The sequence below is a fragment of the Enterobacter cloacae genome (assembly GCF_011078175.1).
GTDB classification, from domain to species: domain Bacteria; phylum Pseudomonadota; class Gammaproteobacteria; order Enterobacterales; family Enterobacteriaceae; genus Enterobacter; species Enterobacter cloacae_Q.
Genome location: NZ_JAALCJ010000012.1, coordinates 1 through 23,907, shown reverse-complemented (window position 1 = coordinate 23,907; position 23,907 = coordinate 1). Strand labels below are relative to the sequence as shown.

At 56.9% G+C, this 23,907-nt stretch carries 22 protein-coding genes and 2 tRNA genes; 12 read left to right on the top strand and 12 right to left on the bottom strand.

Annotation, left to right across the window (positions count from 1 at the left end; genetic code table 11):
• Positions 1-5 precede the first annotated feature (5 nt).
• Positions 6-614 carry a glutathione S-transferase gene (locus tag G6Q29_RS20030; RefSeq protein ID WP_165466865.1) on the bottom strand — a complete coding sequence of 203 codons (609 nt, stop codon included), beginning with the start codon at positions 612-614 and terminating at the stop codon, positions 6-8.
• A gap of 436 nt (positions 615-1,050) precedes the next feature.
• Between G6Q29_RS20030 and G6Q29_RS20025 the strand changes: the two genes are divergently transcribed.
• The 9 genes from G6Q29_RS20025 to trmL all read left to right on the top strand — a co-directional run bounded on the left by G6Q29_RS20025 (position 1,051) and on the right by trmL (position 11,275).
• The gene (locus G6Q29_RS20025) at positions 1,051-2,958 is read left to right on the top strand and encodes a PTS mannitol transporter subunit IICBA (protein ID WP_165466864.1); all 1,908 of its coding nucleotides are present in this window, start codon (positions 1,051-1,053) and stop codon (positions 2,956-2,958) included.
• 102 nt (positions 2,959-3,060) lie between these two features.
• The gene (gene mtlD / locus G6Q29_RS20020; RefSeq protein WP_165466863.1) at positions 3,061-4,209 is read left to right on the top strand and encodes a mannitol-1-phosphate 5-dehydrogenase; all 1,149 of its coding nucleotides are present in this window, start codon (positions 3,061-3,063) and stop codon (positions 4,207-4,209) included.
• Complete coding sequence (mtlR, locus tag G6Q29_RS20015) at positions 4,206-4,796, top strand: mannitol operon repressor MtlR (protein ID WP_015572766.1); 591 nt, start codon at positions 4,206-4,208, stop codon at positions 4,794-4,796. Before mtlD ends, mtlR begins: the two co-directional genes overlap by 4 nt.
• Before the next feature lie 58 nt (positions 4,797-4,854).
• Entirely contained in the window at positions 4,855-5,217 is a 363-nt protein-coding gene (locus G6Q29_RS20010) for a YibL family ribosome-associated protein (RefSeq protein WP_015572767.1), read from the top strand.
• A 406-nt stretch (positions 5,218-5,623) separates the two neighbouring features.
• Positions 5,624-7,279 carry an L-lactate permease gene (gene lldP / locus G6Q29_RS20005; protein WP_045630254.1) on the top strand — a complete coding sequence of 552 codons (1,656 nt, stop codon included), beginning with the start codon at positions 5,624-5,626 and terminating at the stop codon, positions 7,277-7,279.
• The gene (lldR, locus tag G6Q29_RS20000; RefSeq protein ID WP_165466862.1) at positions 7,276-8,049 is read left to right on the top strand and encodes a transcriptional regulator LldR; all 774 of its coding nucleotides are present in this window, start codon (positions 7,276-7,278) and stop codon (positions 8,047-8,049) included. Before lldP ends, lldR begins: the two co-directional genes overlap by 4 nt.
• Positions 8,046-9,233 carry an FMN-dependent L-lactate dehydrogenase LldD gene (gene lldD / locus G6Q29_RS19995; RefSeq protein WP_165466861.1) on the top strand — a complete coding sequence of 396 codons (1,188 nt, stop codon included), beginning with the start codon at positions 8,046-8,048 and terminating at the stop codon, positions 9,231-9,233. The genes lldR and lldD overlap by 4 nt, the downstream gene beginning before the upstream one ends.
• 181 nt (positions 9,234-9,414) lie before the next feature.
• Entirely contained in the window at positions 9,415-10,755 is a 1,341-nt protein-coding gene (locus G6Q29_RS19990) for an MFS transporter (RefSeq protein WP_165466860.1), read from the top strand.
• Between the two features lie 46 nt (positions 10,756-10,801).
• Positions 10,802-11,275 (top strand): tRNA (uridine(34)/cytosine(34)/5-carboxymethylaminomethyluridine(34)-2'-O)-methyltransferase TrmL, encoded by a 474-nt coding sequence (gene trmL / locus G6Q29_RS19985; RefSeq protein WP_165466859.1) that lies wholly within the window; start codon positions 10,802-10,804, stop codon positions 11,273-11,275.
• A gap of 38 nt (positions 11,276-11,313) precedes the next feature.
• Here the strand turns inward: trmL and ilvC are convergent, their stop codons facing one another.
• Positions 11,314-12,789 carry a ketol-acid reductoisomerase gene (ilvC, locus tag G6Q29_RS19980; RefSeq protein WP_165466858.1) on the bottom strand — a complete coding sequence of 492 codons (1,476 nt, stop codon included), beginning with the start codon at positions 12,787-12,789 and terminating at the stop codon, positions 11,314-11,316.
• A 152-nt stretch (positions 12,790-12,941) separates the two neighbouring features.
• Between ilvC and ilvY the strand changes: the two genes are divergently transcribed.
• The gene (ilvY, locus tag G6Q29_RS19975) at positions 12,942-13,832 is read left to right on the top strand and encodes an HTH-type transcriptional activator IlvY (RefSeq protein WP_022652050.1); all 891 of its coding nucleotides are present in this window, start codon (positions 12,942-12,944) and stop codon (positions 13,830-13,832) included.
• 38 nt (positions 13,833-13,870) lie between these two features.
• On the opposite strand, the gene ilvA is transcribed toward ilvY, so the two are convergent.
• The 7 genes from ilvA to ilvL all read right to left on the bottom strand — a co-directional run bounded on the left by ilvA (position 13,871) and on the right by ilvL (position 20,421).
• Entirely contained in the window at positions 13,871-15,415 is a 1,545-nt protein-coding gene (gene ilvA / locus G6Q29_RS19970) for a threonine ammonia-lyase, biosynthetic (protein WP_165466890.1), read from the bottom strand.
• Positions 15,416-15,417: 2 nt separating this feature from the next.
• Entirely contained in the window at positions 15,418-17,268 is a 1,851-nt protein-coding gene (gene ilvD, locus G6Q29_RS19965) for a dihydroxy-acid dehydratase (RefSeq protein WP_008501574.1), read from the bottom strand.
• Between the two features lie 60 nt (positions 17,269-17,328).
• Positions 17,329-18,258, bottom strand: coding sequence for a branched-chain-amino-acid transaminase (gene ilvE, locus G6Q29_RS19960; protein WP_063855831.1), 930 nt, complete (start codon positions 18,256-18,258; stop codon positions 17,329-17,331).
• An 18-nt stretch (positions 18,259-18,276) separates the two neighbouring features.
• Positions 18,277-18,540, bottom strand: a complete 264-nt coding sequence (gene ilvM, locus G6Q29_RS19955; protein WP_003860184.1) for an acetolactate synthase 2 small subunit — start codon at positions 18,538-18,540, stop codon at positions 18,277-18,279.
• Positions 18,537-20,183 (bottom strand): acetolactate synthase 2 catalytic subunit, encoded by a 1,647-nt coding sequence (gene ilvG, locus G6Q29_RS19950; RefSeq protein ID WP_165466857.1) that lies wholly within the window; start codon positions 20,181-20,183, stop codon positions 18,537-18,539. Before ilvG ends, ilvM begins: the two co-directional genes overlap by 4 nt.
• Before the next feature lie 2 nt (positions 20,184-20,185).
• Positions 20,186-20,236: a peptide IlvX gene (ilvX, locus tag G6Q29_RS21605; protein ID WP_193941730.1), complete on the bottom strand. Its 51-nt coding sequence runs from the start codon at positions 20,234-20,236 to the stop codon at positions 20,186-20,188.
• A gap of 86 nt (positions 20,237-20,322) precedes the next feature.
• Positions 20,323-20,421, bottom strand: coding sequence for an ilv operon leader peptide (gene ilvL / locus G6Q29_RS19945; RefSeq protein ID WP_001311244.1), 99 nt, complete (start codon positions 20,419-20,421; stop codon positions 20,323-20,325).
• 341 nt (positions 20,422-20,762) lie between these two features.
• Between ilvL and G6Q29_RS19940 the strand changes: the two genes are divergently transcribed.
• On the top strand, positions 20,763-22,283 hold the full coding sequence (locus G6Q29_RS19940; RefSeq protein WP_165466856.1) for a YifB family Mg chelatase-like AAA ATPase: 1,521 nt from the start codon (positions 20,763-20,765) through the stop codon (positions 22,281-22,283).
• Positions 22,284-22,310: 27 nt separating this feature from the next.
• Here the strand turns inward: G6Q29_RS19940 and G6Q29_RS19935 are convergent, their stop codons facing one another.
• A complete protein-coding gene (locus G6Q29_RS19935) occupies positions 22,311-22,649 on the bottom strand; it encodes a DUF413 domain-containing protein (RefSeq protein WP_006808641.1) in 339 nt (112 codons plus the stop codon).
• 106 nt (positions 22,650-22,755) lie between these two features.
• Between G6Q29_RS19935 and hdfR the strand changes: the two genes are divergently transcribed.
• Entirely contained in the window at positions 22,756-23,589 is an 834-nt protein-coding gene (hdfR, locus tag G6Q29_RS19930; protein WP_207309811.1) for an HTH-type transcriptional regulator HdfR, read from the top strand.
• Between the two features lie 99 nt (positions 23,590-23,688).
• Here the strand turns inward: hdfR and G6Q29_RS19925 are convergent.
• Positions 23,689-23,764 (bottom strand) — tRNA-Trp (locus G6Q29_RS19925).
• Positions 23,765-23,816: 52 nt separating this feature from the next.
• A tRNA-Asp gene (locus G6Q29_RS19920) sits at positions 23,817-23,893 on the bottom strand.
• Positions 23,894-23,907 lie beyond the last annotated feature (14 nt).

Below are 23,907 nucleotides of genomic sequence, written 5' to 3'. Positions count from 1 at the left end.
CCGCATCAAGCCTTTGGTGGTTCGGTCCGGGCGAAACTTTCGCGCTGGAAGAGCGTCTCCGCCAGTTTGACCAGCAGCGGACGATCCACGCACCAGCCCGGCGAGACGCGGCGGAAATTGAGGTAGCCAATGGCGCAGGCGATGGCGATCGTCGCCAGATTCAGGCTATCGCTCTGAATTTTCCCGTCGCGGATCAGCTGTTCGCACATATCCAGGCTGCGGCTAATTTTTTCGCGCTGGCGCAGCAGCTCATTTTCTGACTGCTGGGCGGCGGGCCTTGCCTGCTCGCGTACGGACGTTAACGCCGCATCCATAATGCCGTCCGCCAGGGCTTCAATTTGCTTCATCGCCAGCGCTGCTTTTGGCTCCGCCGGCAGCATGGCTGGCGCAACGCCAAGCAGCTCGATGTACTCCGCAATGATTGGGGAATCAAACCAGTAGTCGCCCTCGTCCGTTACCAGCGCCGGGACTTTCCCCAGCGGGTTGTACTGCGCAACGCCGTTCTCTGCGTTGTAGGGCTGTTCATTTACGAATTCAAATTCAATCCCTTTCTCCAGCAGGAGAATCGAAATCTTACGCACGAAAGGACTGGTATAACTGCCGATGAGTTTCATTGCTTATCCTTAATGCCCACAAAGAGGTCAGTATGGATCAAGCCGTGAAAAAAGGCAGGTATGCGTATCGCATTCCTGCCATGAGGGGATACGGGAGAAATCTGCATAAAAATATTTTGTGAATCAAATCACAATCTGGAAACAAATAGCCAACTTAACATTGTGATATAAATCACAAAACACCGTTCATTTTGGCGTATTTCTGAGCGATGTATTTTTTTTACACACTCATTATGTGATAGCGATCACTTCATTAATGTCCTCACCCCCTACATTCATGTGATTCAGATCACACAAAATTTCGCTGTCTGGACAGTTGAACGATTCAGTGCCAGATTTCACAGCATCAGAACAGGGCCCGGCTACCTCTGCCGCCGCACATTAACGATAAACCTCGGGCCGCAAGCCTAAGCGTAAACATAAGAAGGGGTGTTTTATGTCATCCGATTTCAAGATCAAAGTGCAAAGCTTTGGTCGTTTCCTCAGCAACATGGTGATGCCAAATATCGGCGCGTTTATCGCCTGGGGTATTATCACCGCATTGTTCATTCCGACAGGGTGGTTGCCTAACGAAACGCTGGCGAAACTTGTTGGCCCAATGATTACTTACCTGCTGCCGCTGCTCATCGGTTATACCGGGGGTCGTCTGGTGGGCGGTGACCGTGGTGGCGTCGTGGGTGCCATCACAACCATGGGTGTTATCGTCGGCGCGGATATGCCGATGTTCCTCGGTGCGATGATTGCCGGTCCTCTGGGCGGCTGGGCAATTAAGAAATTTGACGTCTGGGTTGATGGCAAAATCAAATCCGGCTTCGAAATGCTGGTGAACAACTTCTCCGCGGGCATCATCGGGATGATCCTCGCGATTCTGGCGTTCCTCGGCATTGGCCCGGCGGTTGAAGTGCTGTCCAAAATTCTGGCGGCAGGCGTTAACTTCATGGTGGCGCACGACATGCTGCCGCTGGCGTCTATCTTTGTTGAACCGGCGAAAATCCTGTTCCTCAACAACGCTATCAACCACGGTATCTTCTCGCCGCTGGGTATTCAGCAGTCTCACGATCTCGGCAAGTCCATCTTCTTCCTGATTGAAGCGAACCCGGGTCCGGGTATGGGCGTTCTGCTGGCGTATATGTTCTTTGGTCGCGGCAGCGCGAAACAGTCTGCTGGCGGCGCGGCTATCATCCACTTCCTGGGCGGTATTCACGAAATTTACTTCCCGTATGTGCTGATGAACCCACGTCTGATCCTGGCCGTTATCCTTGGCGGTATGACCGGCGTGTTCACCCTGAGCGTGCTGGGCGGTGGTCTGGTGTCTCCTGCTTCTCCGGGCTCTATCCTGGCGGTACTGGCGATGACCCCGAAAGGCGCCTACTTCGCGAACATCGCGGCGATCTGCGCAGCCATGGCCGTCTCCTTCGTGGTCTCCGCTATCCTGCTGAAAACCAGCAAGGTGAAAGAAGACGACGATATCGAAGCGGCAACCCGTCGTATGCATGACATGAAAGCCGAATCCAAAGGCGCAACGCCGCTGGCGGCGGGTGATGTCTCAAACGACCTGAGCCACGTGCGTAAAATCATCGTTGCCTGCGACGCCGGTATGGGTTCCAGCGCAATGGGTGCCGGCGTGCTGCGTAAGAAAGTGCAGGATGCGGGTCTGACCAATATCTCCGTGACCAATAGCGCGATCAACAGCCTGCCGCCGGACGTTGACCTGGTGATCACGCACCGCGATCTGACCGAACGCGCTATGCGTCAGGTACCGCAGGCGCAGCATATTTCCCTGACCAACTTCCTCGACAGCGGCCTCTACACCAGCCTGACCGAACGCCTGGTTGCGGCGCAGCGTCACGAAGACAATGAAGTGAAAGTGCGCAGCAGCCTCCAGGACAGCTTCGACGAGAGTAACGACCACCTGTTTAAACTGGGTGCGGAGAACATCTTCCTCGGCCGTACTGCGAGCACCAAAGAAGAGGCGATTCGCTTCGCCGGTGAGCAGCTTGTGAAAGGCGGCTACGTTCAGCCTGAATATGTCGACGCGATGCTGGAGCGTGAAAAACTGACCCCAACCTACCTCGGTGAATCTATCGCGGTTCCGCACGGTACGGTTGAAGCCAAAGACCGCGTGCTGAAAACCGGCGTGGTGTTCTGTCAGTATCCTGATGGCGTGCGCTTCGGTGAAGAAGAAGACGACATCGCCCGTCTGGTGATTGGTATCGCCGCTCGCAACAACGAGCATATCCAGGTGATCACCAGCCTGACCAACGCCCTGGATGATGAAACGGTCATTGAGCGTCTGGCCAACACCACCAGCGTTGAAGAAGTTCTGGCCCTGCTTAACAAATAACAGCGCCTCTTCCCTCTCCCCCCGGGGAGAGGGCTAGGGTGAGGGGGAGAAAGCTCCTCACCCCAGCCCTCTCGGGTAAAAACATTGATGAAGGTTAACTCTATGAAAGCATTACATTTTGGCGCAGGTAACATCGGTCGTGGTTTTATTGGCAAACTGCTGGCAGACGCGGGCATTACCCTGACATTCGCCGATGTGAATCAGGTGGTTCTGGATGCCCTGAATGCCCGTCATAGCTATCAGGTACATGTTGTAGGTGAAAACGAGCAGGTTGAAACGGTCTCTGGCGTGAACGCGGTAAGCAGCATTGGCGACGACGTGATTGACCTCATCGCAAGCGTTGATCTGGTCACCACAGCCGTAGGTCCAGTGGTGCTTGAGCGCATCGCCCCGGCGGTCGCGAAAGGCCTGGCGAAGCGTAAAGCACAGGGCGTTGAAACCCCGCTGAACATCATCGCTTGTGAAAACATGGTGCGCGGCACCACGCAGCTGAAAGGCCACGTTCTTGCGGCTGTCGCAGACGAAGATAAAGCCTGGGTTGAAGCGCACGTCGGGTTTGTGGATTCCGCCGTGGATCGGATCGTTCCGCCGTCAGAATCCGCCACCAACGACCCGCTGGAAGTGACCGTGGAAACCTTCAGCGAGTGGATCGTTGATAAAACCCAGTTTAAGGGCACGCTGCCGACCATTCCGGGAATGGAATTAACCGATAACCTGATGGCATTTGTCGAACGTAAACTCTTCACGCTGAACACCGGGCATGCTATAACCGCGTACCTCGGAAAATTGGCGGGTCATCAGACCATTCGTGACGCGATCCTCGATGAGAACATCCGTGCAGTGGTTAAAGGGGCAATGGAGGAGAGCGGCGCGGTGCTGATCAAACGCTACGGTTTTGATGCTGACAAACACGCAGCCTACATCCAGAAAATCCTCGGTCGTTTTGAAAACCCGTATCTGAAAGATGACGTTGAGCGCGTGGGCCGTCAGCCGCTGCGTAAGCTGAGCGCGGGCGATCGCCTGATTAAACCGCTGCTGGGCACGCTGGAATACGGCCTGCCGCACGCCAACCTGGTGAAAGGGATTGCCGCCGCCATGCACTACCGTAGCGAGCAGGACCCGCAGGCGATTGAGCTGGCTCAGCTGATTGAAGACAAAGGTGCGCAGGCTGCGCTGGCGCAGATCTCCGGTCTGGATGCCAACAGTGACGTGGTTGCGGAGGCGGTCAACGCATATAACGCAACCAAATGATGCAGAGCCCGGCGCAGGTTAGCCTGCGCCCGAATAACAGATTGTCAGATATGCAGGCAATAATGGAACAAACCCAGGCCTTTGAAAATCGTGTGCTTGAACGTCTGAATGCTGGCAAAACCGTACGAAGTTTCCTGATTGCCGCCGTCGAGCTGTTAACCGAGGCGGTGAACATTCTGGTGCTTCAGGTGTTTCGCAAAGACGACTACGCGGTAAAGTATGCTGTAGAACCGTTACTGGACGGAGACGGACCGCTGGGCGATTTATCAGTACGGCTGAAGCTGATTTACGGTCTTGGCGTGCTGAACCGCCAGGAGTATGAAGATGCCGAGCTGTTAATGGCGCTGCGCGAAGAGCTCAATCATGACGGTAATGAGTACACCTTTACCGATGATGAGATACTGGGGCCCTTCGGCGAACTGCACTGCGTATCCGCGCTTCCTCCTGCACCTCAGTTTGATAACAGCGACCCTGAGCTGTATGCGATGCAAAAGCTGCGTTATCAACAGGTTGTCCGCTCCACCATGGTGCTTTCCCTGACTGAGCTGATTTCTAAAATCAGCTTAAAAAAAGCGTTTCAGAAGTAAGCCCGCACACATTGGTGTATCCTTCCCTGTAAATTCCCCGTTTTCAGAGTTATTTGTCATGAAAGAAGTCGAAAAGAACGAAATTAAACGCTTGAGCGACCGTCTGGACCTGATCCGCCATCAGATGGCTGGCCTCTCCCTGGTCGATTCCGCCGAGAAATATGCCGAGCTGGAAAAAGAGTCCGTGAAGCTGGAGGCGGAAATTGAGCGCCTGCGCGAAGTGAAAGGCCAGAAGCTGAGTAAAGAAGCGCAGAAGCTGATGAACATGCCGCATCGCCGTGCAATCACCAAAAAAGAGCAGGCCGACATGGGCAAGCTGAAGAAAAGCGTCCGTGGCCTGGTGGTGGTGCACCCGATGACCGAGCTTGGCCGCGAAATGGGCCTGAAAGAGATGACGGGTTTTTGTAAGACGGCGTTCTGATCCTTTCCCCTCACCCTAACCCTCTCCACAAAGGGGCGAGGGAACTGTCCGGTGCGGTTTCCCTCTCTCCAAAGGCCAAAAGGCGGGTGCGATTTTCTCCCTCTCTCCAAAGGCCAAAAGGCCAGTGCGGTTTCTCCCTCTCCCCATGGGAGAGGGCCGGGGTGAGGGAATCAGTCCGCACCCCTTTAAAATTGGCCCAACCAATATCCCTCCTCTTTATTCCCTGGTTCACAATTCCATTATCTCAGCTCACAAAACCATTGCCACTCCATAACATCTAGTTAACCATTCATTGTCATTAACCCTACATCACAATATTGGAAGGACCACTTTTACACGAAGTGTGACGCAGAGATGAGCGGAGACTCACCCGGCGAACACGCTGTGTGGTCCTCAGGAGACCTGCATGAGCCTCTGGCAACAAAACTACGATCCAGCCGGGAATATCTGGCTGTCGAGCCTGATCGCATCGCTTCCGATCCTGTTCTTCTTTTTTGCGCTGATTAAGCTCAAGCTAAAGGGCTACCTCGCCGCGACGTACACCGTTGCCATCGCCCTGCTGGTGGCGCTGTTCTTCTACAAAATGCCGGTCGATCGCGCGCTGGCCTCCGTGGTGTATGGATTCTTCTACGGCCTGTGGCCGATTGCGTGGATCATCATCGCCGCCGTCTTTGTCTATAAAATCTCGGTCAAAACCGGGCAGTTCGACATTATTCGCTCGTCGATTCTCTCTATCACACCGGACCAGCGTTTACAGATGCTGATTGTCGGTTTCTCCTTCGGGGCGTTCCTTGAAGGGGCGGCTGGATTCGGCGCGCCGGTGGCGATCACCGCCGCCCTGCTGGTCGGGCTGGGCTTTAACCCGCTGTATGCCGCTGGCCTGTGCCTGATTGTGAACACGGCGCCAGTGGCGTTTGGCGCGATGGGCATACCGATTCTGGTTGCCGGACAGGTGACCGGACTGGACAGTTTTGAGATTGGCCAGATGGTAGGCCGTCAGCTGCCGTTTTTGACCATTATCGTGCTGTTCTGGATCATGGCGATTATGGATGGCTGGCGCGGCGTGAAGGAGACCTGGCCTGCGGTGATGGTAGCAGGTGGTTCGTTCGCCATTGCCCAGTATCTCAGCTCGAACTTCCTCGGCCCGGAGCTGCCGGACATCATCTCTTCCCTGGTGTCGCTGGTCTGCCTGACCCTTTTCCTTAAACGCTGGCAGCCGGTACGTATCTTCCGCTTTGCTGACATGGGCGCATCGCACGTGGATCAGACGCTGGCGCGCACCGGCTATACCGCCGGACAGATTGTGCGCGCGTGGTCACCGTTCCTGTTCCTGACCGCTACCGTGACGCTGTGGAGCATTCCGCCATTTAAAGCGCTTTTCGCCCCGGGCGGCGCGCTGTACGACATGGTGATTAACATCTCCGTGCCGTTCCTCGACAAAATGGTCGCCCGTATGCCGCCGGTGGTGCACGACGCCACGCCGTATGCGGCAGTGTTTAAGTTCGACTGGTTCTCTGCTACCGGCACGGCCATCCTGTTTGCCGCACTCCTTTCCGTAGTGTGGCTGCGCATGAAGCCTGCCGCCGCGGTGCAGACCTTTGCGGCGACGATTAAAGAGCTGATGCTGCCGATTTACTCCATCGGCATGGTGCTGGCGTTCGCGTTTATTTCGAACTACTCCGGCCTGTCGTCGACGCTGGCGTTAGCGCTGGCGCATACCGGCCACGCGTTTACCTTCTTCTCGCCGTTCCTCGGCTGGCTGGGGGTGTTCCTGACCGGTTCAGATACGTCATCTAACGCCCTGTTTGCCGCCTTACAGGCAACGGCCGCGCAGCAGATTGGCGTTTCGGACGTGCTGCTGGTCGCCGCGAACACCACCGGCGGCGTGACCGGAAAGATGATTTCGCCGCAGTCCATCGCCATTGCCTGTGCGGCGGTGGGGCTGGTGGGTAAAGAGTCGGATCTGTTCCGCTTTACCGTTAAACACAGCCTGATATTTACCTGCATGGTGGGCGTGATCACCACATTGCAGGCCTATGTCTTAACCTGGATGATTCCATGATAGTGATGCCCAGACGCCTGTCCGACGAGATTGCCACTCGCGTACGGGCGCTGATAGAAGAACAACAGCTGGAGGCGGGCATGAGATTGCCCGCCGAGCGTCAGCTTGCCGCCCAGCTTGGCGTGTCGCGCAATTCACTGCGCGAAGCGCTGGCGACGCTGGTCAGTGAAGGGGTGCTGCTGAGCCGTCGCGGCGGCGGCACCTTCGTGCGCTGGCAGCATGACGACTGGTCCGAACAAAACATCGTGCAGCCCCTCAAGACGCTGATGGAGAACGACCCGGATTACAGCTTCGACATCCTTGAAGCGCGTCATGCCATCGAAACCAGTACCGCGTGGCACGCGGCGATGCGGGCAACCGACGCCGACAAAGAGAAGCTCAAAGCCTGTTTTGACGCCACGCAAAGCAGCGACCCGGACATCGCCTCCCAGGCGGACGTGCGGTTCCATCTGGCCATTGCCGAGGCCTCGCACAACGTGGTGCTGCTGCAAACCATGCGCGGGTTCTTCGACCTGCTGCAATCCTCCGTGAAGCAGAGCCGCCAGCGCATGTATCTGGTGCCGCCGGTGTTTGCCCGGCTGACCGAACAGCACGAGGCGGTGCTCAACGCCATTCTGGCCGGTGATGCCGATGCTGCGCGCAAGGCGATGATGGCGCATCTCGGCTTCGTGCATACCACCATTAAACGATTCGATGAAGATCAGGCCCGACAGGCGCGTATTACCCGTCTGCCTGGCGAGAGTGATATTTCCAGGGAGAACAAAGCATGATTATTTCAGCAGCCAGTGATTATCGCGCCGCGGCGCAGCGCATTTTGCCGCCGTTCCTGTTCCACTACATTGACGGCGGGGCGTATGCCGAATACACCCTGCGTCGCAACGTGGAAGACCTGTCGGAAGTGGCTCTGCGCCAGCGCGTGCTGAAGAATATGTCTGACCTGAGCCTCGAGACGAAGCTGTTTAACGAAACGCTCTCCATGCCGGTGGCGCTCGCACCTGTCGGTCTCTGCGGCATGTACGCCCGTCGCGGTGAAGTGCAGGCCGCCGCCGCCGCAGATGCCAAAGGCATTCCGTTTACCCTTTCCACTGTGTCTGTCTGCCCGATTGAAGAGGTGGCGCCGACCATCAAGCGCCCGATGTGGTTCCAGCTTTACGTCCTGCGCGATCGCGGTTTTATGCGCAACGCGCTTGAGCGCGCTAAAGCGGCAGGCTGTTCAACGCTGGTCTTTACCGTCGATATGCCGACCCCCGGCGCGCGCTATCGTGACGCCCACTCCGGCATGAGTGGCCCTAACGCCGCCCTGCGGCGTTACTGGCAGGCGGTGACGCACCCGCAGTGGGCGTGGGATGTCGGGTTAAACGGTCGTCCGCACGATCTGGGCAATATTTCGGCCTACCTCGGTAAACCAACCGGGCTGGAAGATTATATCGGCTGGCTGGCGAACAATTTCGATCCATCCATCTCCTGGAAAGACCTGGAGTGGATCCGCGAATTCTGGGACGGCCCGATGGTGATCAAAGGGATCCTCGACCCGGAAGATGCCCGCGACGCGGTGCGTTTTGGCGCCGATGGGATTGTGGTCTCTAACCATGGCGGACGTCAGCTCGACGGGGTGCTCTCTTCTGCCCGCGCGCTGCCAGCCATTGCCGATGCGGTGAAGGGAGATATTGCGATCCTGGCCGACAGCGGCATCCGTAACGGGCTGGACGTGGTGCGCATGATTGCGCTGGGAGCAGACAGCGTGCTGCTGGGCCGTGCTTACCTGTACGCACTGGCCACCAGCGGCCAGGCGGGCGTGGCGAATCTGCTGAACCTGATCGAGAAAGAGATGAAGGTGGCGATGACCCTGACCGGGGCAAAATCGATAGGTGAAATCAGCAAAGACTCGCTGGTGCAGGAGCTCAGTAAGCTGCCTGCGGCGCTGGCACCGCTTTCTCAGGGAAACGCGGCCTGATCTCTCCCGGTTAGCCTCCCCTTCTTCCGCGCCCGACTTCCCCCTCGGGCGCTTTTTTTGTCGAAAATAACACCTACGTAACATTATGGACAAGAAAATTTGACACGCCCTGCCCCTCCGCAATTGTATAGACAAGCAAATACAAGAACACAAAAACAACATCACATCGGAGGGGGAACATATGGCGTATACAGGTCGGGTGGATATTCAGCAGGTGATCGATGAGAGCCCTTTTTCAGGGTTTCACTGGCTTCTTATCGTGCTGGGCTTTCTGGTGCTGGCGATCGATGGGTTTGATACCGCAGCGATGGGTTACATTGCGCCTACGCTGTCGGCGGAGTGGGGAATACATAAACAGGATCTGGGGCCGGTGCTGAGTGCGGCTCTGCTGGGGCTGTCGCTGGGCGCCCTTATTGCAGGTCCGGTATCGGACCGGATGGGACGCAAGCGCGTACTGGTCTTTTCGTGCCTGTTCTTCGGCCTGGCGAGTCTGGGCACGGCCTGGGCGCAAAGTCTGAATACCCTGACGCTGTGGCGATTTCTGACCGGTCTCGGGCTGGGTGCCGCGATGCCTAACGCCATCACGCTGATCTCAGAGTTTGCGCCCCAGCGCTGCCGCGCCATGGCAATTAACACCATGTACTGCGGCTTTCCGCTGGGTGCGGCGGGCGGCGGGGCGATCTCGTCCTGGCTTATTCCCCATCATGGCTGGCGAAGCGTGCTGCTGACCGGCGCGATTGCGCCGCTGATTTTAACGGTGCTGCTGGCGCTGCTGTTGCCGGAGTCGGTGAAGTTTCTGGTGCAGCGCGGGAAAGACGTCGCGCAGGTTCGCCGCATCGCCAGCCGGTTCGCCCGCAGCACGCTGGATAGCGTCACGGGCTTTTTCCTGGCGGAGGAGAAGATCGCGTCGAAAAAAGGCAGCGTGTCGCAGCTGTTTTCCATGCCCTGGCTGCCCGGCACCCTGATGCTGTGGGTCACCTATTTTATGGGGCTGGTGATTTATTACGTCCTGCTGAGCTGGATGCCGACGCTGATGCAGGGGATGGGGTATGCGCTGGCTGAATCCGCCTGGCTTACCTCGCTGTTCACCTTCGGCGGCACCGCTGGCATTTTGCTCGCCGGCTGGATGATGGACCGCTGGGAAGCGCACAAGGTGGTCGCAGGGGGATTTGTCCTGACGATGGGCCTGATACTTTTACTTGGCCTTGAGCATAACCATATCGCTCTGTTTGGCGGATTAATTTTCCTGATGGGGATAGCGATGAACGGGGCGCAGTCGGGCATGCAGACCCTGGCCGCCACCTTTTACCCTACCGAGTGCCGCGCGACGGGTATCGCCTGGATGCAGGGGATCGGCCGCTTCGGCGGTGTGGCGGGCACGATGACCAGCGCCCAGCTTCTTTCCATGCAGTGGCAGGCGGACAGTATTTTAATGATCCTTAGCGTGCCTGCTCTCGTGGCCGCGGCGGCAACCGTCTACAAAATGCTGTATAGCCGTGCGCAGGAGCCGGGCGTCGCCTAGCCCCTCTCTTTTCTGCTATTCTGCCCCCCGTAATTAAGGGGGCAGCATGCTTAACATCGTCTTATTCGAACCAGAAATCCCGCCGAATACCGGCAATATAATCCGCCTGTGCGCCAACACCGGTTTTCGTCTGCACATCATTGAGCCGATGGGCTTTACGTGGGACGACAAACGCCTGCGCCGCGCGGGGCTGGACTATCATGAGTTTACCGCCGTGGTGCGCCATCACGATTATGCCGCGTTTCTGGGATCCGAAAAACCACAGCGCATGTTCGCCCTGACCACCAAAGGTACGCCAGCGCACAGCGCCGTAAGCTATCAGGACGGGGATTATCTGATGTTTGGTCCGGAAACCCGCGGTCTGCCAGCCACCATTCTGGATGCCCTGCCACCCGAGCAGAAAATTCGTATTCCGATGATGCCGGACAGCCGCAGCATGAACCTGTCGAATGCGGTGTCGGTGGTGGTGTATGAGGCGTGGCGCCAGCTGGGTTATCCCGGCGCGATACTGCGTAGTTAAAACAGTTCGGGTGGCTTGCGCCACCCGATTCGTCGTATTTAGCCTGCTACCGCGATACGTTTCATATCGGTCATGTAACCACGCAGTTTTTGGCCCACTTTCTCGATTTCGTGGCTGCGAATCGCTTCGTTGACGTCACGCAGCTGCGCGTTATCAACCGCACCTTCCGCAATCGCCTGGCCCAGATCGCCTGCTTGCAGGGTGGTCATAAACTCTTTCAGCAGCGGTACGCAGGCGTAAGAGAACAGGTAGTTACCGTATTCAGCGGTATCAGAGATCACCACGTTCATTTCATACAGACGCTTACGAGCAATGGTGTTCGCAATCAGCGGCAGTTCGTGCAGTGATTCATAGTACGCGGACTCTTCGATGATGCCGGAATCCACCATGGTTTCGAAGGCCAGCTCAACGCCTGCTTTCACCATCGCGATCATCAGGACGCCTTTATCGAAGTACTCCTGCTCGGCGATCTTGCCGTCGTACTGTGGCGCGGTTTCGAACGCGGTTTTACCGGTCTCTTCGCGCCAGGTCAGCAGTTTCTTGTCGTCATTCGCCCAGTCCGCCATCATGCCGGAAGAGAATTCGCCGGAGATGATATCGTCCATGTGTTTCTGGAACAGCGGCGCCATGATGGTTTTCAGCTGTTCAGAGAGTGCGAACGCGCGCAGTTTTGCCGGGTTGGACAGACGGTCCATCATCAGCGTAATGCCGCCCTGCTTCAGCGCTTCGGTGATAGTTTCCCAGCCGAACTGAATCAGTTTTTCTGCGTATGCCGGATCGGTGCCTTCTTCCACCAGCTTGTCGAAGCACAGCAGAGAGCCGGCCTGGAGCATGCCGCACAGGATGGTCTGTTCGCCCATCAGGTCAGATTTCACTTCCGCAACGAAGGACGATTCCAGTACGCCCGCACGGTGGCCACCGGTGGCCGCTGCCCACGCTTTGGCAATCGCCATGCCTTCGCCTTTCGGATCGTTTTCCGGGTGAACGGCGATAAGCGTCGGTACGCCGAAACCACGTTTGTACTCTTCACGCACTTCAGTACCCGGGCACTTCGGTGCCACCATCACTACGGTGATGTCTTTACGGATCTGCTCGCCCACTTCAACGATGTTGAAGCCGTGGGAGTAACCCAGCGCGGCACCGTCTTTCATCAGCGGCTGTACGGAACGCACAACGTCTGAGTGCTGCTTGTCTGGCGTCAGGTTAACCACCAGATCCGCCTGCGGGATCAGCTCTTCGTAGGTACCTACTTTGAAGCCGTTTTCGGTCGCTTTACGCCAGGAAGCGCGCTTTTCAGCAATCGCTTCTTTACGCAGGGCGTAGGAGATATCCAGCCCGGAGTCACGCATGTTCAGGCCCTGGTTCAGACCCTGCGCGCCACAGCCGACGATGACCACTTTTTTACCCTGAAGGTAGCTCGCGCCATCGGCAAATTCGTCACGCGCCATGAAGCGGCATTTGCCCAGCTGCGCCAGCTGCTGGCGCAAGTTCAGTGTATTAAAGTAGTTAGCCATGGGTGATACCTCGTGATGTTGTGTGTCTTATTGTTCGGTTCGCGTTTCAGCGAGAATGTACCCACATTACAACAGGAAATTTATTGCGGAAATTGATATATTCACAACGTCACATTGCAATTTATGCAATGTAAAAAGAGGGAGTGGAATCGGTGGATTTACGCGATCTGAAAATGTTCCTGCACCTGGCGGAAAGCCGTCACTTTGGCCGCAGCGCCCGGGCGATGCACGTCAGCCCCTCCACGCTGTCGCGCCAGATCCAGCGCCTTGAGGAAGATCTCGGCCAGCCGCTGTTCGTGCGCGATAACCGCACCGTCACCCTCACGGAAGCAGGTGAAGAGCTGCGCATCTTTGCCCAACAAACCTTGTTACAGTATCAGCAGCTGCGGCACACCATCGACCAGCAGGGGCCGTCGCTTTCCGGCGAGCTGCATATTTTCTGCTCCGTAACCGCTGCCTACAGCCATCTTCCCCCCATTCTCGACCGCTTCCGCGCGGAACATCCGTCGGTTGAAATTAAGCTCACCACCGGCGATGCCGCCGACGCGATGGAAAAAGTGGTAACGGGCGAAGCGGATCTCGCGATTGCCGGGAAACCCGAAACGCTGCCGGGGGCGGTAGCGTTCTCGATGCTGGAAAATCTGGCGGTGGTGCTGATTGCCCCGGCGCTGCCCTGTCCGGTACGCAACCAGGTGTCGGTGGAAAAACCAGACTGGTCCACGGTGCCGTTTATCATGGCCGATCAGGGCCCGGTGCGCCGCCGCATCGAGCTGTGGTTCCGCCGCCAGAAGATCAGCAACCCGTCGATTTACGCCACGGTCAGCGGTCATGAGGCGATGGTGTCGATGGTGGCGCTCGGCTGCGGCGTGGCGCTGCTGCCGGAAGTTGTGCTGGAAAACAGCCCGGAGCCGGTGCGCAATCGCGTGATGATTTTAGAACGCAGCGACGAGAAAACGCCGTTCGAGCTCGGCGTGTGCGCACAAAAAAAGCGGCTGCATGAGCCGCTTATTGATGCGTTCTGGACGATATTGCCGAACCACTGAAGCCGGGTGGCGCTGCGCTAACACGGCCTACGATTCGCTTAACCTGCGAGGAAGAACCTGAACGCCGGGTTGTGGGTTTCGTCATGGCACTCATAGCCCAGCTCGTTCAGCCGCGTTTCGAAATCCGGTTCGTGCTCGCCCAGTTCGAACGCCGCCAGCACGCGGCCATAGTCGGTGCCGTGGCTGCGGTAGTGGAACAGAGAGATGTTCCAGTGTGTGCCCAGCGTGTGCAGGAACTTGAGCAGCGCGCCCGGCGATTCAGGGAACTCGAAGCTGAACAGGCGTTCCCTGAGCGGCTTCGAGGGACGCCCACCGACCATATAACGTACATGCAGCTTCGCCATTTCGTCGTCAGAGAGATCGACCACGCTGTAGCCGCCGTCATGCAGCAGGCTGAGGAGCTCTTTGCGCTCCTCCACGCCACGGCTCAGACGCACGCCGACAAAAATGCACGCGTCTTTCGCGTCGGCAAAGCGGTAGTTGAACTCCGTCACCGAACGACCGCCTAACAGCTGGCAGAACTTCAGGAAGCTGCCCTTCTCTTCCGGAATGGTCACCGCCAGCAATGCCTCACGCTGCTCCCCCAGCTCGCAACGCTCGGACACGTAGCGCAGACCGTGGAAGTTCACGTTGGCGCCGGAAAGCACGTGCGCCAGACGCTCGCCGCGAATGTTGTGCTGCGCGATGTATTTTTTCATCCCCGCCAGGGCCAGCGCGCCGGACGGCTCCGCCACCGCACGCACATCCTCAAACAGATCTTTCATCGCCGCGCAGATGGCATCGCTATCAACCGTGACGATATCGTCGAGGTATTCCTGGCAGAGACGGAACGTTTCATCGCCGATGCGTTTTACCGCCACGCCCTCGGCAAACAGCCCGACGCGCGGCAGATCCACCGGATGTCCCGCGTCCAGCGCCGCCTTCAGGCAGGCAGAGTCTTCCGCTTCAACCGCAATCACCTTGATCTGCGGCATCAGCTGTTTAATCAGCACCGCCACGCCTGCGGCTAAGCCGCCGCCGCCCACCGGGACGAAAACGCGGTCGAGATGGGCGTCCTGCTGCAACAGTTCCAGCGCCAGCGTACCCTGCCCGGCGATCACCATCGGGTGATCGAACGGCGGCACCCAGGTGAAACCCTGCTGCTGCGCCAGCTCAATCGCTTTAGCTTTGGCTTCGTCAAAGTTAGCGCCGTGAAGCAGCACTTCTCCGCCGAATCCGCGCACCGCATCAACCTTGATATCTGCGGTGGCGACAGGCATCACGATCAGCGCCTTCAGCCCCAGACGCGCCGAGGAGAACGCCACGCCCTGCGCGTGGTTACCCGCCGAGGCGGTAATCACCCCGCGCGCTTTCTGCTCGTCGGTCAGCCCGGCCATCATCGCGTAGGCGCCGCGCAGCTTGAAGCTGTGCACCGGCTGGCGGTCTTCGCGCTTGACCAGAATGACGTTGTCGAGGCGCGAAGAGAGTTTGTCCATTTTTTGCAGGGGTGTGACCTGCACCGCTTCATAGACCGGCGCGCGTAGCACCGCTCTCAGGTATTCCGCCCCCTCCGGGGCGGCGGATAAGGGTTGTGACTCGGCCATCATTAGCCCCCAAGTTTCGATTTATCGCGCACCGCGCCTTTATCTGCACTGGTAGCAAGGCTCGCGTATGCGCGCAGGGCGAAGGAGACTTCACGCTGACGATCTTTCGGCGTCCAGGCTTTGTCGCCGCGGGCTTCCTGCGCTTCACGACGGGCCGCAATCTCCTGGTCGCTCAGCTTCAGCTGAATGCCACGGTTTGGAATATCGATTTCGATCAGGTCGCCATCTTCAATGATCGCGATGTTGCCGCCGCTTGCCGCTTCCGGCGAGACATGGCCAATGGAGAGGCCTGACGTGCCGCCGGAGAAACGACCATCGGTGATCAGCGCGCAGGCTTTGCCGAGGCCCATCGATTTCAGGAAGGTGGTTGGATAGAGCATTTCCTGCATGCCGGGACCGCCTTTCGGCCCTTCGTAGCGAATGACCACCACGTCGCCTTCCACCACTTTGCCGCCGAGGATGGCGTCCACCGCTTCATCCTGGCTTTCGTACACTTTCGCCGGACCGGTGAATTTCAGAATGCTGTCATCCACGCCTGCGGTTTTCACGATGCAGCCGTTTTCCGCGAAGTTACCGTACAGCACGGCCAGACCGCCGTCTTTGCTGTAGGCATGTTCCAGCGAGCGGATGCAGCCTTCGGCGCGATCGTCATCCAGCGTATCCCAACGACAATCTTGCGAGAACGCCTGGGTGGTACGGATGCCTGCCGGACCGGCGCGATACATGTTTTTCACCGCGTCGTCTTTGGTCAGCATCACGTCGTACTGCTCCAGCGACTCCGGCAGCGTCAGGCCGAGCACGTTTTTCACGTCGCGGTTCAGCAGCCCCGCGCGATCCAGCTCACCGAGGATGCCGATAACCCCACCGGCACGGTGAACATCTTCCATATGGTATTTCTGGGTGCTCGGTGCAACCTTACACAGCTGCGGCACTTTACGGGACAGCTTGTCGATATCGCTCATGGTGAAGTCGATTTCGGCTTCCTGCGCGGCGGCCAGCAGGTGCAGAACGGTATTGGTGGAACCGCCCATGGCGATATCCAGGGTCATGGCGTTTTCGAACGCGGCTTTACTGGCGATGTTGCGCGGCAGCGCGCTGGCGTCGTCCTGCTCGTAGTAGCGTTTGGTCAGCTCAACGATGCGCTTACCGGCGTTAAGGAACAGCTGCTTACGGTCGGCGTGGGTCGCCAGCAGCGAGCCGTTGCCCGGCTGAGACAGGCCCAGCGCTTCGGTCAGGCAGTTCATGGAGTTGGCGGTAAACATCCCGGAACAGGAGCCGCAGGTCGGGCACGCAGAGCGTTCCACCTGGTCGCTCTGCTCGTCAGAGACTTTCGGGTCCGCGCCCTGGATCATCGCATCGACCAGATCGAGCTTGATGATTTTATCGGACAGCTTGGTTTTCCCCGCTTCCATCGGACCGCCGGAAACGAAAATCACCGGAATGTTCAGGCGCAGGGAGGCCATCAGCATCCCCGGGGTGATCTTGTCGCAGTTGGAGATACAGACCATCGCATCGGCGCAGTGGGCGTTGACCATGTATTCCACCGAGTCGGCGATCAGCTCGCGCGACGGCAGTGAATAGAGCATCCCCCCGTGGCCCATTGCGATACCGTCATCCACCGCAATGGTGTTGAACTCTTTCGCCACGCCGCCGGAGGCTTCGATTTGCTCGGCAACCAGTTTACCGAGATCGCGCAGGTGCACATGGCCCGGTACAAACTGGGTGAAGGAGTTCACCACGGCGATAATTGGCTTGCCGAAATCGGCGTCGGTCATCCCGGTGGCGCGCCACAGTGCGCGGGCACCCGCCATGTTACGGCCGTGGGTGGTAGTGGCTGAACGATACTTAGGCATGCTTTATTGACTCCCGTCTGACTATTCAATGGGACGGTGCGTGCCGTCCCAAATTTTTAATTAGTGATTAACCTGATCCAACCAGCCGTATTTGTCTTCTGTTTCTCCGGTGAAGAGGCCGAAGAAGGCTTGCTGGATACGTTTGGTCACCGGACCACAGCGGCCTTCGCCCACCTGAATGCCGTCGACGCTGCGCACTGGCGTAATTTCAGCCGCGGTACCGGACATGAACACTTCATCGGCCAGATACAGGGATTCGCGGGACAGAACCTGCTCGCGCACTTCGATACCCAGATCTTTTGCCAGCTTGATGATGGCGTCGCGGGTGATGCCCGGCAGTGCGGAAGAGGTGAACGGCGGGGTGAACAGGATGCCGTCTTTCACTTCAAACAGGTTTTCGCCCGCACCTTCGGAGATGTAGCCGTTGACGTCGAGAGCGATACCTTCCTGATAACCGTGACGGCGTGCTTCGCTACCGACCAGCAAAGAGGAAAGGTAGTTACCGCCCGCTTTAGCAGCGGTCGGGATGGTATTTGGCGCCACGCGGTTCCAGGAAGAAACCATTGCGTCGATCCCCTGGTCCAGTGCTTCCGCGCCCAGGTAAGCGCCCCACGGGAACGCGGCAATGATCACATCGGTGTTATAACCGGCTGGCGGGTTTACGCCCATGCCGACGTCACCCACGAAGACCAGCGGTCGAATATAGGCGCTGGTCAGGTTGTTCTTACGGATCACGTCGCGGCAGGCTTCCATCAGCTCATCAACGCTTTGAGAGACCGGGAAACGATAAATTTTGGCTGAGTCATGCAGACGCTGCATGTGTTCGCGATGGCGGAACACCACTGGCCCTTTGTGAGAATCGTAGCAACGGATCCCTTCAAACACGGAGGTACCGTAGTGCAGCGCGTGGGACATCACGTGAACTTTCGCGTCCTCCCAGCGAACCATCTCACCATTGAACCAAATGTAATCAGCTTTTTTTGTCGTCATTTTGTCGTCCTGTCACGCTTAAGCGCGGATTTGTTGTGATGTGGTTGTGCTCTGGCAGATGGCAACATGGGCAACGTCTACCAGTTTTGATAACTGACTAAACAGTAAGTCGACCGGCCGCGGGCTGGCAACGGTTAATTCGATACTGATGTTCTGCGCGTCGGTGGCCGTTTCCATATTCATCGAGCAAATCTGAAAACCACGGTGACGAACCACACGCAAAACGCGTTCTAACGTTTCCGGGTTGAAGCGAGCCTGCACGGCGACCTGATGTTGCATCATGATAATTTCTCCAGCATTTGTGAGTTACTGGCACCGGGCGGTACCAACGGCCAGACGTTCTCAAGCTCGTCGATTGAGACATGAAGCAGGTATGGCCCTTCGCTTGACAGCATGGTGTCGAGTGCCGCTTCAACCTGGTCTTTACGGGTGATGTGCTGACCAGGAATGCCAAAGGCGCTGGCCAGAGTGAGGAAATCGGGGTTATCGGTCAGGGTCGTTTCGCTGTAACGCTCCTGGAAGAACAGCTGCTGCCACTGGCGAACCATCCCTAAACGCTGGTTATCAAGCAACACGATCTTCAGCGGTAACTGCTTGCGCTTCACGGTGCCGAGCTCCTGAACGTTCATCATGAAGGAGCCGTCACCGGAGATACAGATAACGGTATCGTTCGGGCGGGCAACCTGTGCGCCTACGGCAGCGGGCAGGCCAAAACCCATGGTGCCTAAGCCGCTGGAGGTGATGAAGTTCTCCGGACGGGTGTAGGTCATGTGCTGGGCTGACCACATCTGGTGCTGGCCAACATCGGTGGTGACGACGCTATCTGCCGGTTTACGGTCAGACAGCTGTTTCAGCAGCAGCGGCGCGTAAATGGCATCCCCAGGATGGTCGTAACGCCAGGCATGCTCGGCGCGCATGTCTGCGGTGTGCTGACGCCACGCGCTGATATCCAGCGGCTGCTTCAGTGCCGGTAACAGCGCATTGAGATCGCCCTGCAATGCAACATGCGCCTGACGCAGTTTGTTCATCTCCGCCGGGTCGATATCCATATGGATCACTTTGGCATTCGGCGCGAAGGTATTCAGCTTGCCGGTGACGCGGTCGTCAAAACGGGCGCCTACGGCGATAAGCAAGTCGCACGCCTGCACCGCCAGGTTTGCCGCTTTGGTGCCATGCATCCCCAGCATGCCGAGATAGTACGGATAATCCGCCTCTACCGCACCCAGGCCTTTCAGCGTGCAGGTGGCGGGCATTTGCGTGGTTGCAATAAACGCGCGAAGCGCCGGAACAGCCTGCGCCATACCCACGCCGCCGCCTACGTAAAGCATCGGTTGCCTCGCCTGTGCAAGCATCTGACGCGCCTCTTCAACCTCTGCATGCGGGAACGCATCGTCGCTTTCCACGGTAGAGAAATGCGGTTCCAGATCGCCGAGTGCAACCTGGATATCTTTCGGGATATCCACCAGAACCGGGCCGGGACGGCCAGAGCTGGCAACCTCGAACGCTTCAGCCATCACGCGCGGCAGTTCTTCCAGGGACTGAACGAGGAAGCTGTGTTTGGTGCAGGCCAGCGACAAACCGAGTACGTCCACTTCCTGGAAGGCATCGGTACCGATGAACGGAGAGGCAACCTGGCCGGTGATCGCCACCACTGGAACGGAATCGAGCAGTGCGTCAGCCAGGCCGGTGATCAGATTCGTTGCACCCGGACCGGAGGTGGCCATACAGACGCCGGTTTTACCGGTCGCACGGGCATAACCGATGGCGGCCATTGCTGCACCCTGCTCGTGTCGACACAAGAGATGTTCCACGCCGCCGTCATACAGTGCATCGTAAATCGGCATAATTGCGCCACCCGGATAACCGAATACGGTTTCGACTCCCTGCGCGCGCAACGCATGTACTACCCATTGTGCCCCATTCATAGTTAGTTCCCCGTCATAAATCTGGAGAAACAGAATTTTGTGCTAGCCGTCATTCTCTGCTCCTCATTTAAGTTTTTTAGTCATAAAAAAACCCCCGGACCTTTCGGTGCGGGGGTCTTAGTTCGTTAAGGCTTGATTTCTAAGCCTTTCCTCGTCCAAGTGCAGCCCCGCACGGTGGGATAATAATCACCACCACGCTAATCACGACCAGGCTAATCACTCGTAGAAGGGCTGTCATTTTCAGTTCTTTTTGCATCTTGTTCGAAGGAATACCTAAAGAGTTACCACAGATATTTCATCTGACACAAGATTTTTTTATCACCCATTTCTGTAGCAAGCGAACTATTTCTTACAAAATCTTTGTTTTATATAGGGAAAAAACAGAAATGAAGATTTTTCATTTTTTTGCCCTGTTCCAGGAGGCAAGGTGCATGTGATTTCGTTTCTGCGAGGCCGCTTCCGCCGACATATAACGGTTACATTTAGCCGTTAAAAGGCTGGAACGAGCGCCGTAAATCAGTGAATCAGCGCTAAACAGTAAAAAAGGGTGCTGGCATAGTCACCGCCAAGGAGGGGCTTATGTCACTGTCAGTTGTTTATACACGTGCGGCCATCGGCGTGAAGGCACCGCTTATCTCTGTGGAGGTTCATTTAAGCAATGGACTGCCCGGATTGACGCTCGTCGGCCTGCCAGAAACGACCGTTAAAGAGGCGAGGGATCGCGTACGCAGCGCAATTATTAATAGCGGTTATGCTTTTCCGGCGAAGAAGATCACCATCAATCTTGCGCCAGCAGATTTGCCAAAGGAGGGTGGGCGATATGATTTACCTATTGCTATAGCGCTTCTCGCGGCTTCTGAACAGCTCAACACGCCAGGGCTAAGCTCGTGCGAGTTCGTGGGTGAATTAGCGCTTACAGGCGCGTTAAGAGGCGTTCCCGGAGCAATCTCGGGTGCGCTTGAAGCCATACGCGCGGGAAGACAAATCATTGTGGCCAATGAAAATGCCTCTGAAGTAAGCCTTATCGCCGAAAAGGGGTGTCTTGTTGCGGGACATTTGCAGGAGGTTTGCGCCTGGCTGGAAGGTCGACACGAGCTGGCCGAGCCGCAGGAGATTGACGAGGCGGCGCCCGATTCTCCCGATGACCTCAGCGATATTATGGGCCAGGATCAGGGTAAGCGGGCGTTAGAGATAACGGCCGCAGGTGGGCATAACCTGTTACTGATTGGCCCGCCAGGCACAGGGAAAACGATGCTGGCGAGCAGGTTGAACGGCCTGCTGCCACCCCTCAATAATCACGAAGCGCTGGAAAGCGCCGCGATATTTAGCCTGGTCAGTTCAACGTCGCTGCATAAACAGTGGCGCCGTCGTCCTTTCCGCGCTCCACACCACAGCGCGTCGCTTGCCGCGATGGTGGGCGGGGGCTCGATCCCCGGACCGGGTGAAATCTCACTGGCGCACAACGGCATTCTTTTTCTGGACGAATTGCCAGAGTTTGAACGTCGCGTGCTGGATGCGTTGCGGGAGCCGATTGAATCCGGCGAAATCCATCTGTCTCGTACACGCGCCAAAATAAGCTACCCTGCTCAGTTTCAGCTGGTCGCTGCGATGAACCCTAGCCCTACGGGACATTATCAGGGCAACCATAACCGCTGTACGCCGGAGCAGACGCTGCGCTATCTAAGTAAGCTGTCTGGCCCCTTCCTTGACCGTTTTGATTTATCTCTTGAGATCCCCCTGCCTCCACCCGGTCTGCTAAGACAAGCCGGTATGAAAGGGGAAAGTTCAGCGGCTGTGCGCGAACGGGTTATTGCGGCGCAGGCGCGGCAGTATGCTCGTCAGAACAGGCTGAATGCCCGGCTGGATAATGCCGGGATCCGGCAGTTTTGCTCTCTCAATGCTGAAGATGCAGGCTGGCTGGAAGAGACACTGACACGGTTTGGGCTATCCATTCGCGCGTGGCAGCGTTTGTTGAAAGTAGCGCGCACGGTCGCTGACGTTGAAGACTGCCCCGAGATTGAAAGGCGCCATTTGCAGGAGGCATTGAGTTACCGTGCGATCGATCGGCTGCTGTTGCATCTGCAAAAAATGCTGGCGTAAAAAAAGGGGCCGTAGCCCCTTCTCTTCTTAATCGTCAGACTCGGTGTAGTCTTCTGCACCTTCCATCTGCGGCTTACCGCCAGACAGCGTATGGAAACGCTTAGGACGCTTAATGCGAGCCATATACTTGATCCATACACGTTCTGCATCAGACTGCGGCTCACGCTCACCACGGCAAACAGAGACAAACTGTTTTTCATCTTCGGTTGCCGGTTCACGTTTACCCAGATCCAGCTCGTTAAAGGCATAACCATGCCGCTCAAGAAGTTGAGCTTCTTTGATCGTGAAATCGCCGTGACGAGAGAACCCGCGCGGATAATGTTTATTGTCGAAAAAACGATTAGTCGTCGTAAAGCTTTCCGCCATCCTACACGCTCCTAATTCTTTGGCCGAGCTATTTATGGCGCGGAGTATTAGTTACGCTTGACAGAGTGTAAAACAAAACATTTAAATCATAACGACAAATAATTTTGTGGAGAAAGATGTGGATACGGAATTGCTAAAAACTTTCCTCGAAGTGAGCAGAACGCGACACTTCGGGCGAGCAGCTGAAGCCCTCTACCTGACGCAGTCAGCAGTCAGTTTTCGTATTCGACAGCTGGAAAATCAACTGGGTGTGAACCTTTTTACCCGCCATCGCAACAATATTCGTTTAACTCCAGCCGGTGAAAAACTGTTGCCTTATGCAGAAACCTTGATGAATACCTGGCAGGCAGCGCGGAAGGAGGTTGCGCACACCTCCCGGCATAATGAATTCTCGATCGGTGCCAGCGCTTCACTATGGGAATGCATGCTCAGCCAGTGGCTGATGCGGCTATACCGCACACACAATCATCTGCAATTTGAGGCGAGGATTGCGCAACGTCAGTCTCTGGTTAAGCAACTTCACGAGCGGCAGCTTGATCTGCTGATCACCACAGAAGCCCCCAAGATGGACGAATTTAGCAGCCAGATTGTTGGCCAGTTTAGCCTGGCGCTTTATGCTTCGGAGCCTGCAATGATGAAGTCCGACCTGAATTATTTACGCCTGGAATGGGGGCCTGATTTTCAGCAGCACGAGACAGGGTTAATTGCCAGCGATGATATCCCGCAGCTCACGACAAGCTCAGCGGAGATCGCATGCCAGCATCTTCCCGCATTGAAAGGCTGTACCTGGTTACCTGTTCGCTGGGCGGATAATAAATCCGCACTCCATGTTGTCACCGATTCGACAACGCTCTCCAGGCCGCTGTATGCCATTTGGCTGCAAAACAGCGATAAGCAGTCACAGATAAAAGATCTGTTAAAAACCAGCATACTGGATTAACGCAAAAGCCTGCGGAAACGCAGGCTGCTTATTCTTCAGAAAAGTTTTCGCCATTTTGCAGGCAAAAAAAAATCCTTTGCCGAAGCAAAGGATTCTATATGGCAGGGGCGGAGAGACTCGAACTCGCGACACCCGGTTTTGGAGACCGGTGCTCTACCAACTGAGCTACGCCCCTAAAGTTTTTGCCATTAAGCCTGCCGAAAGGGCAGGCTTAATGTCTTAATAAGTGGCGGAACGGACGGGACTCGAACCCGCGACCCCCTGCGTGACAGGCAGGTATTCTAACCGACTGAACTACCGCTCCACCGAATACTTCTG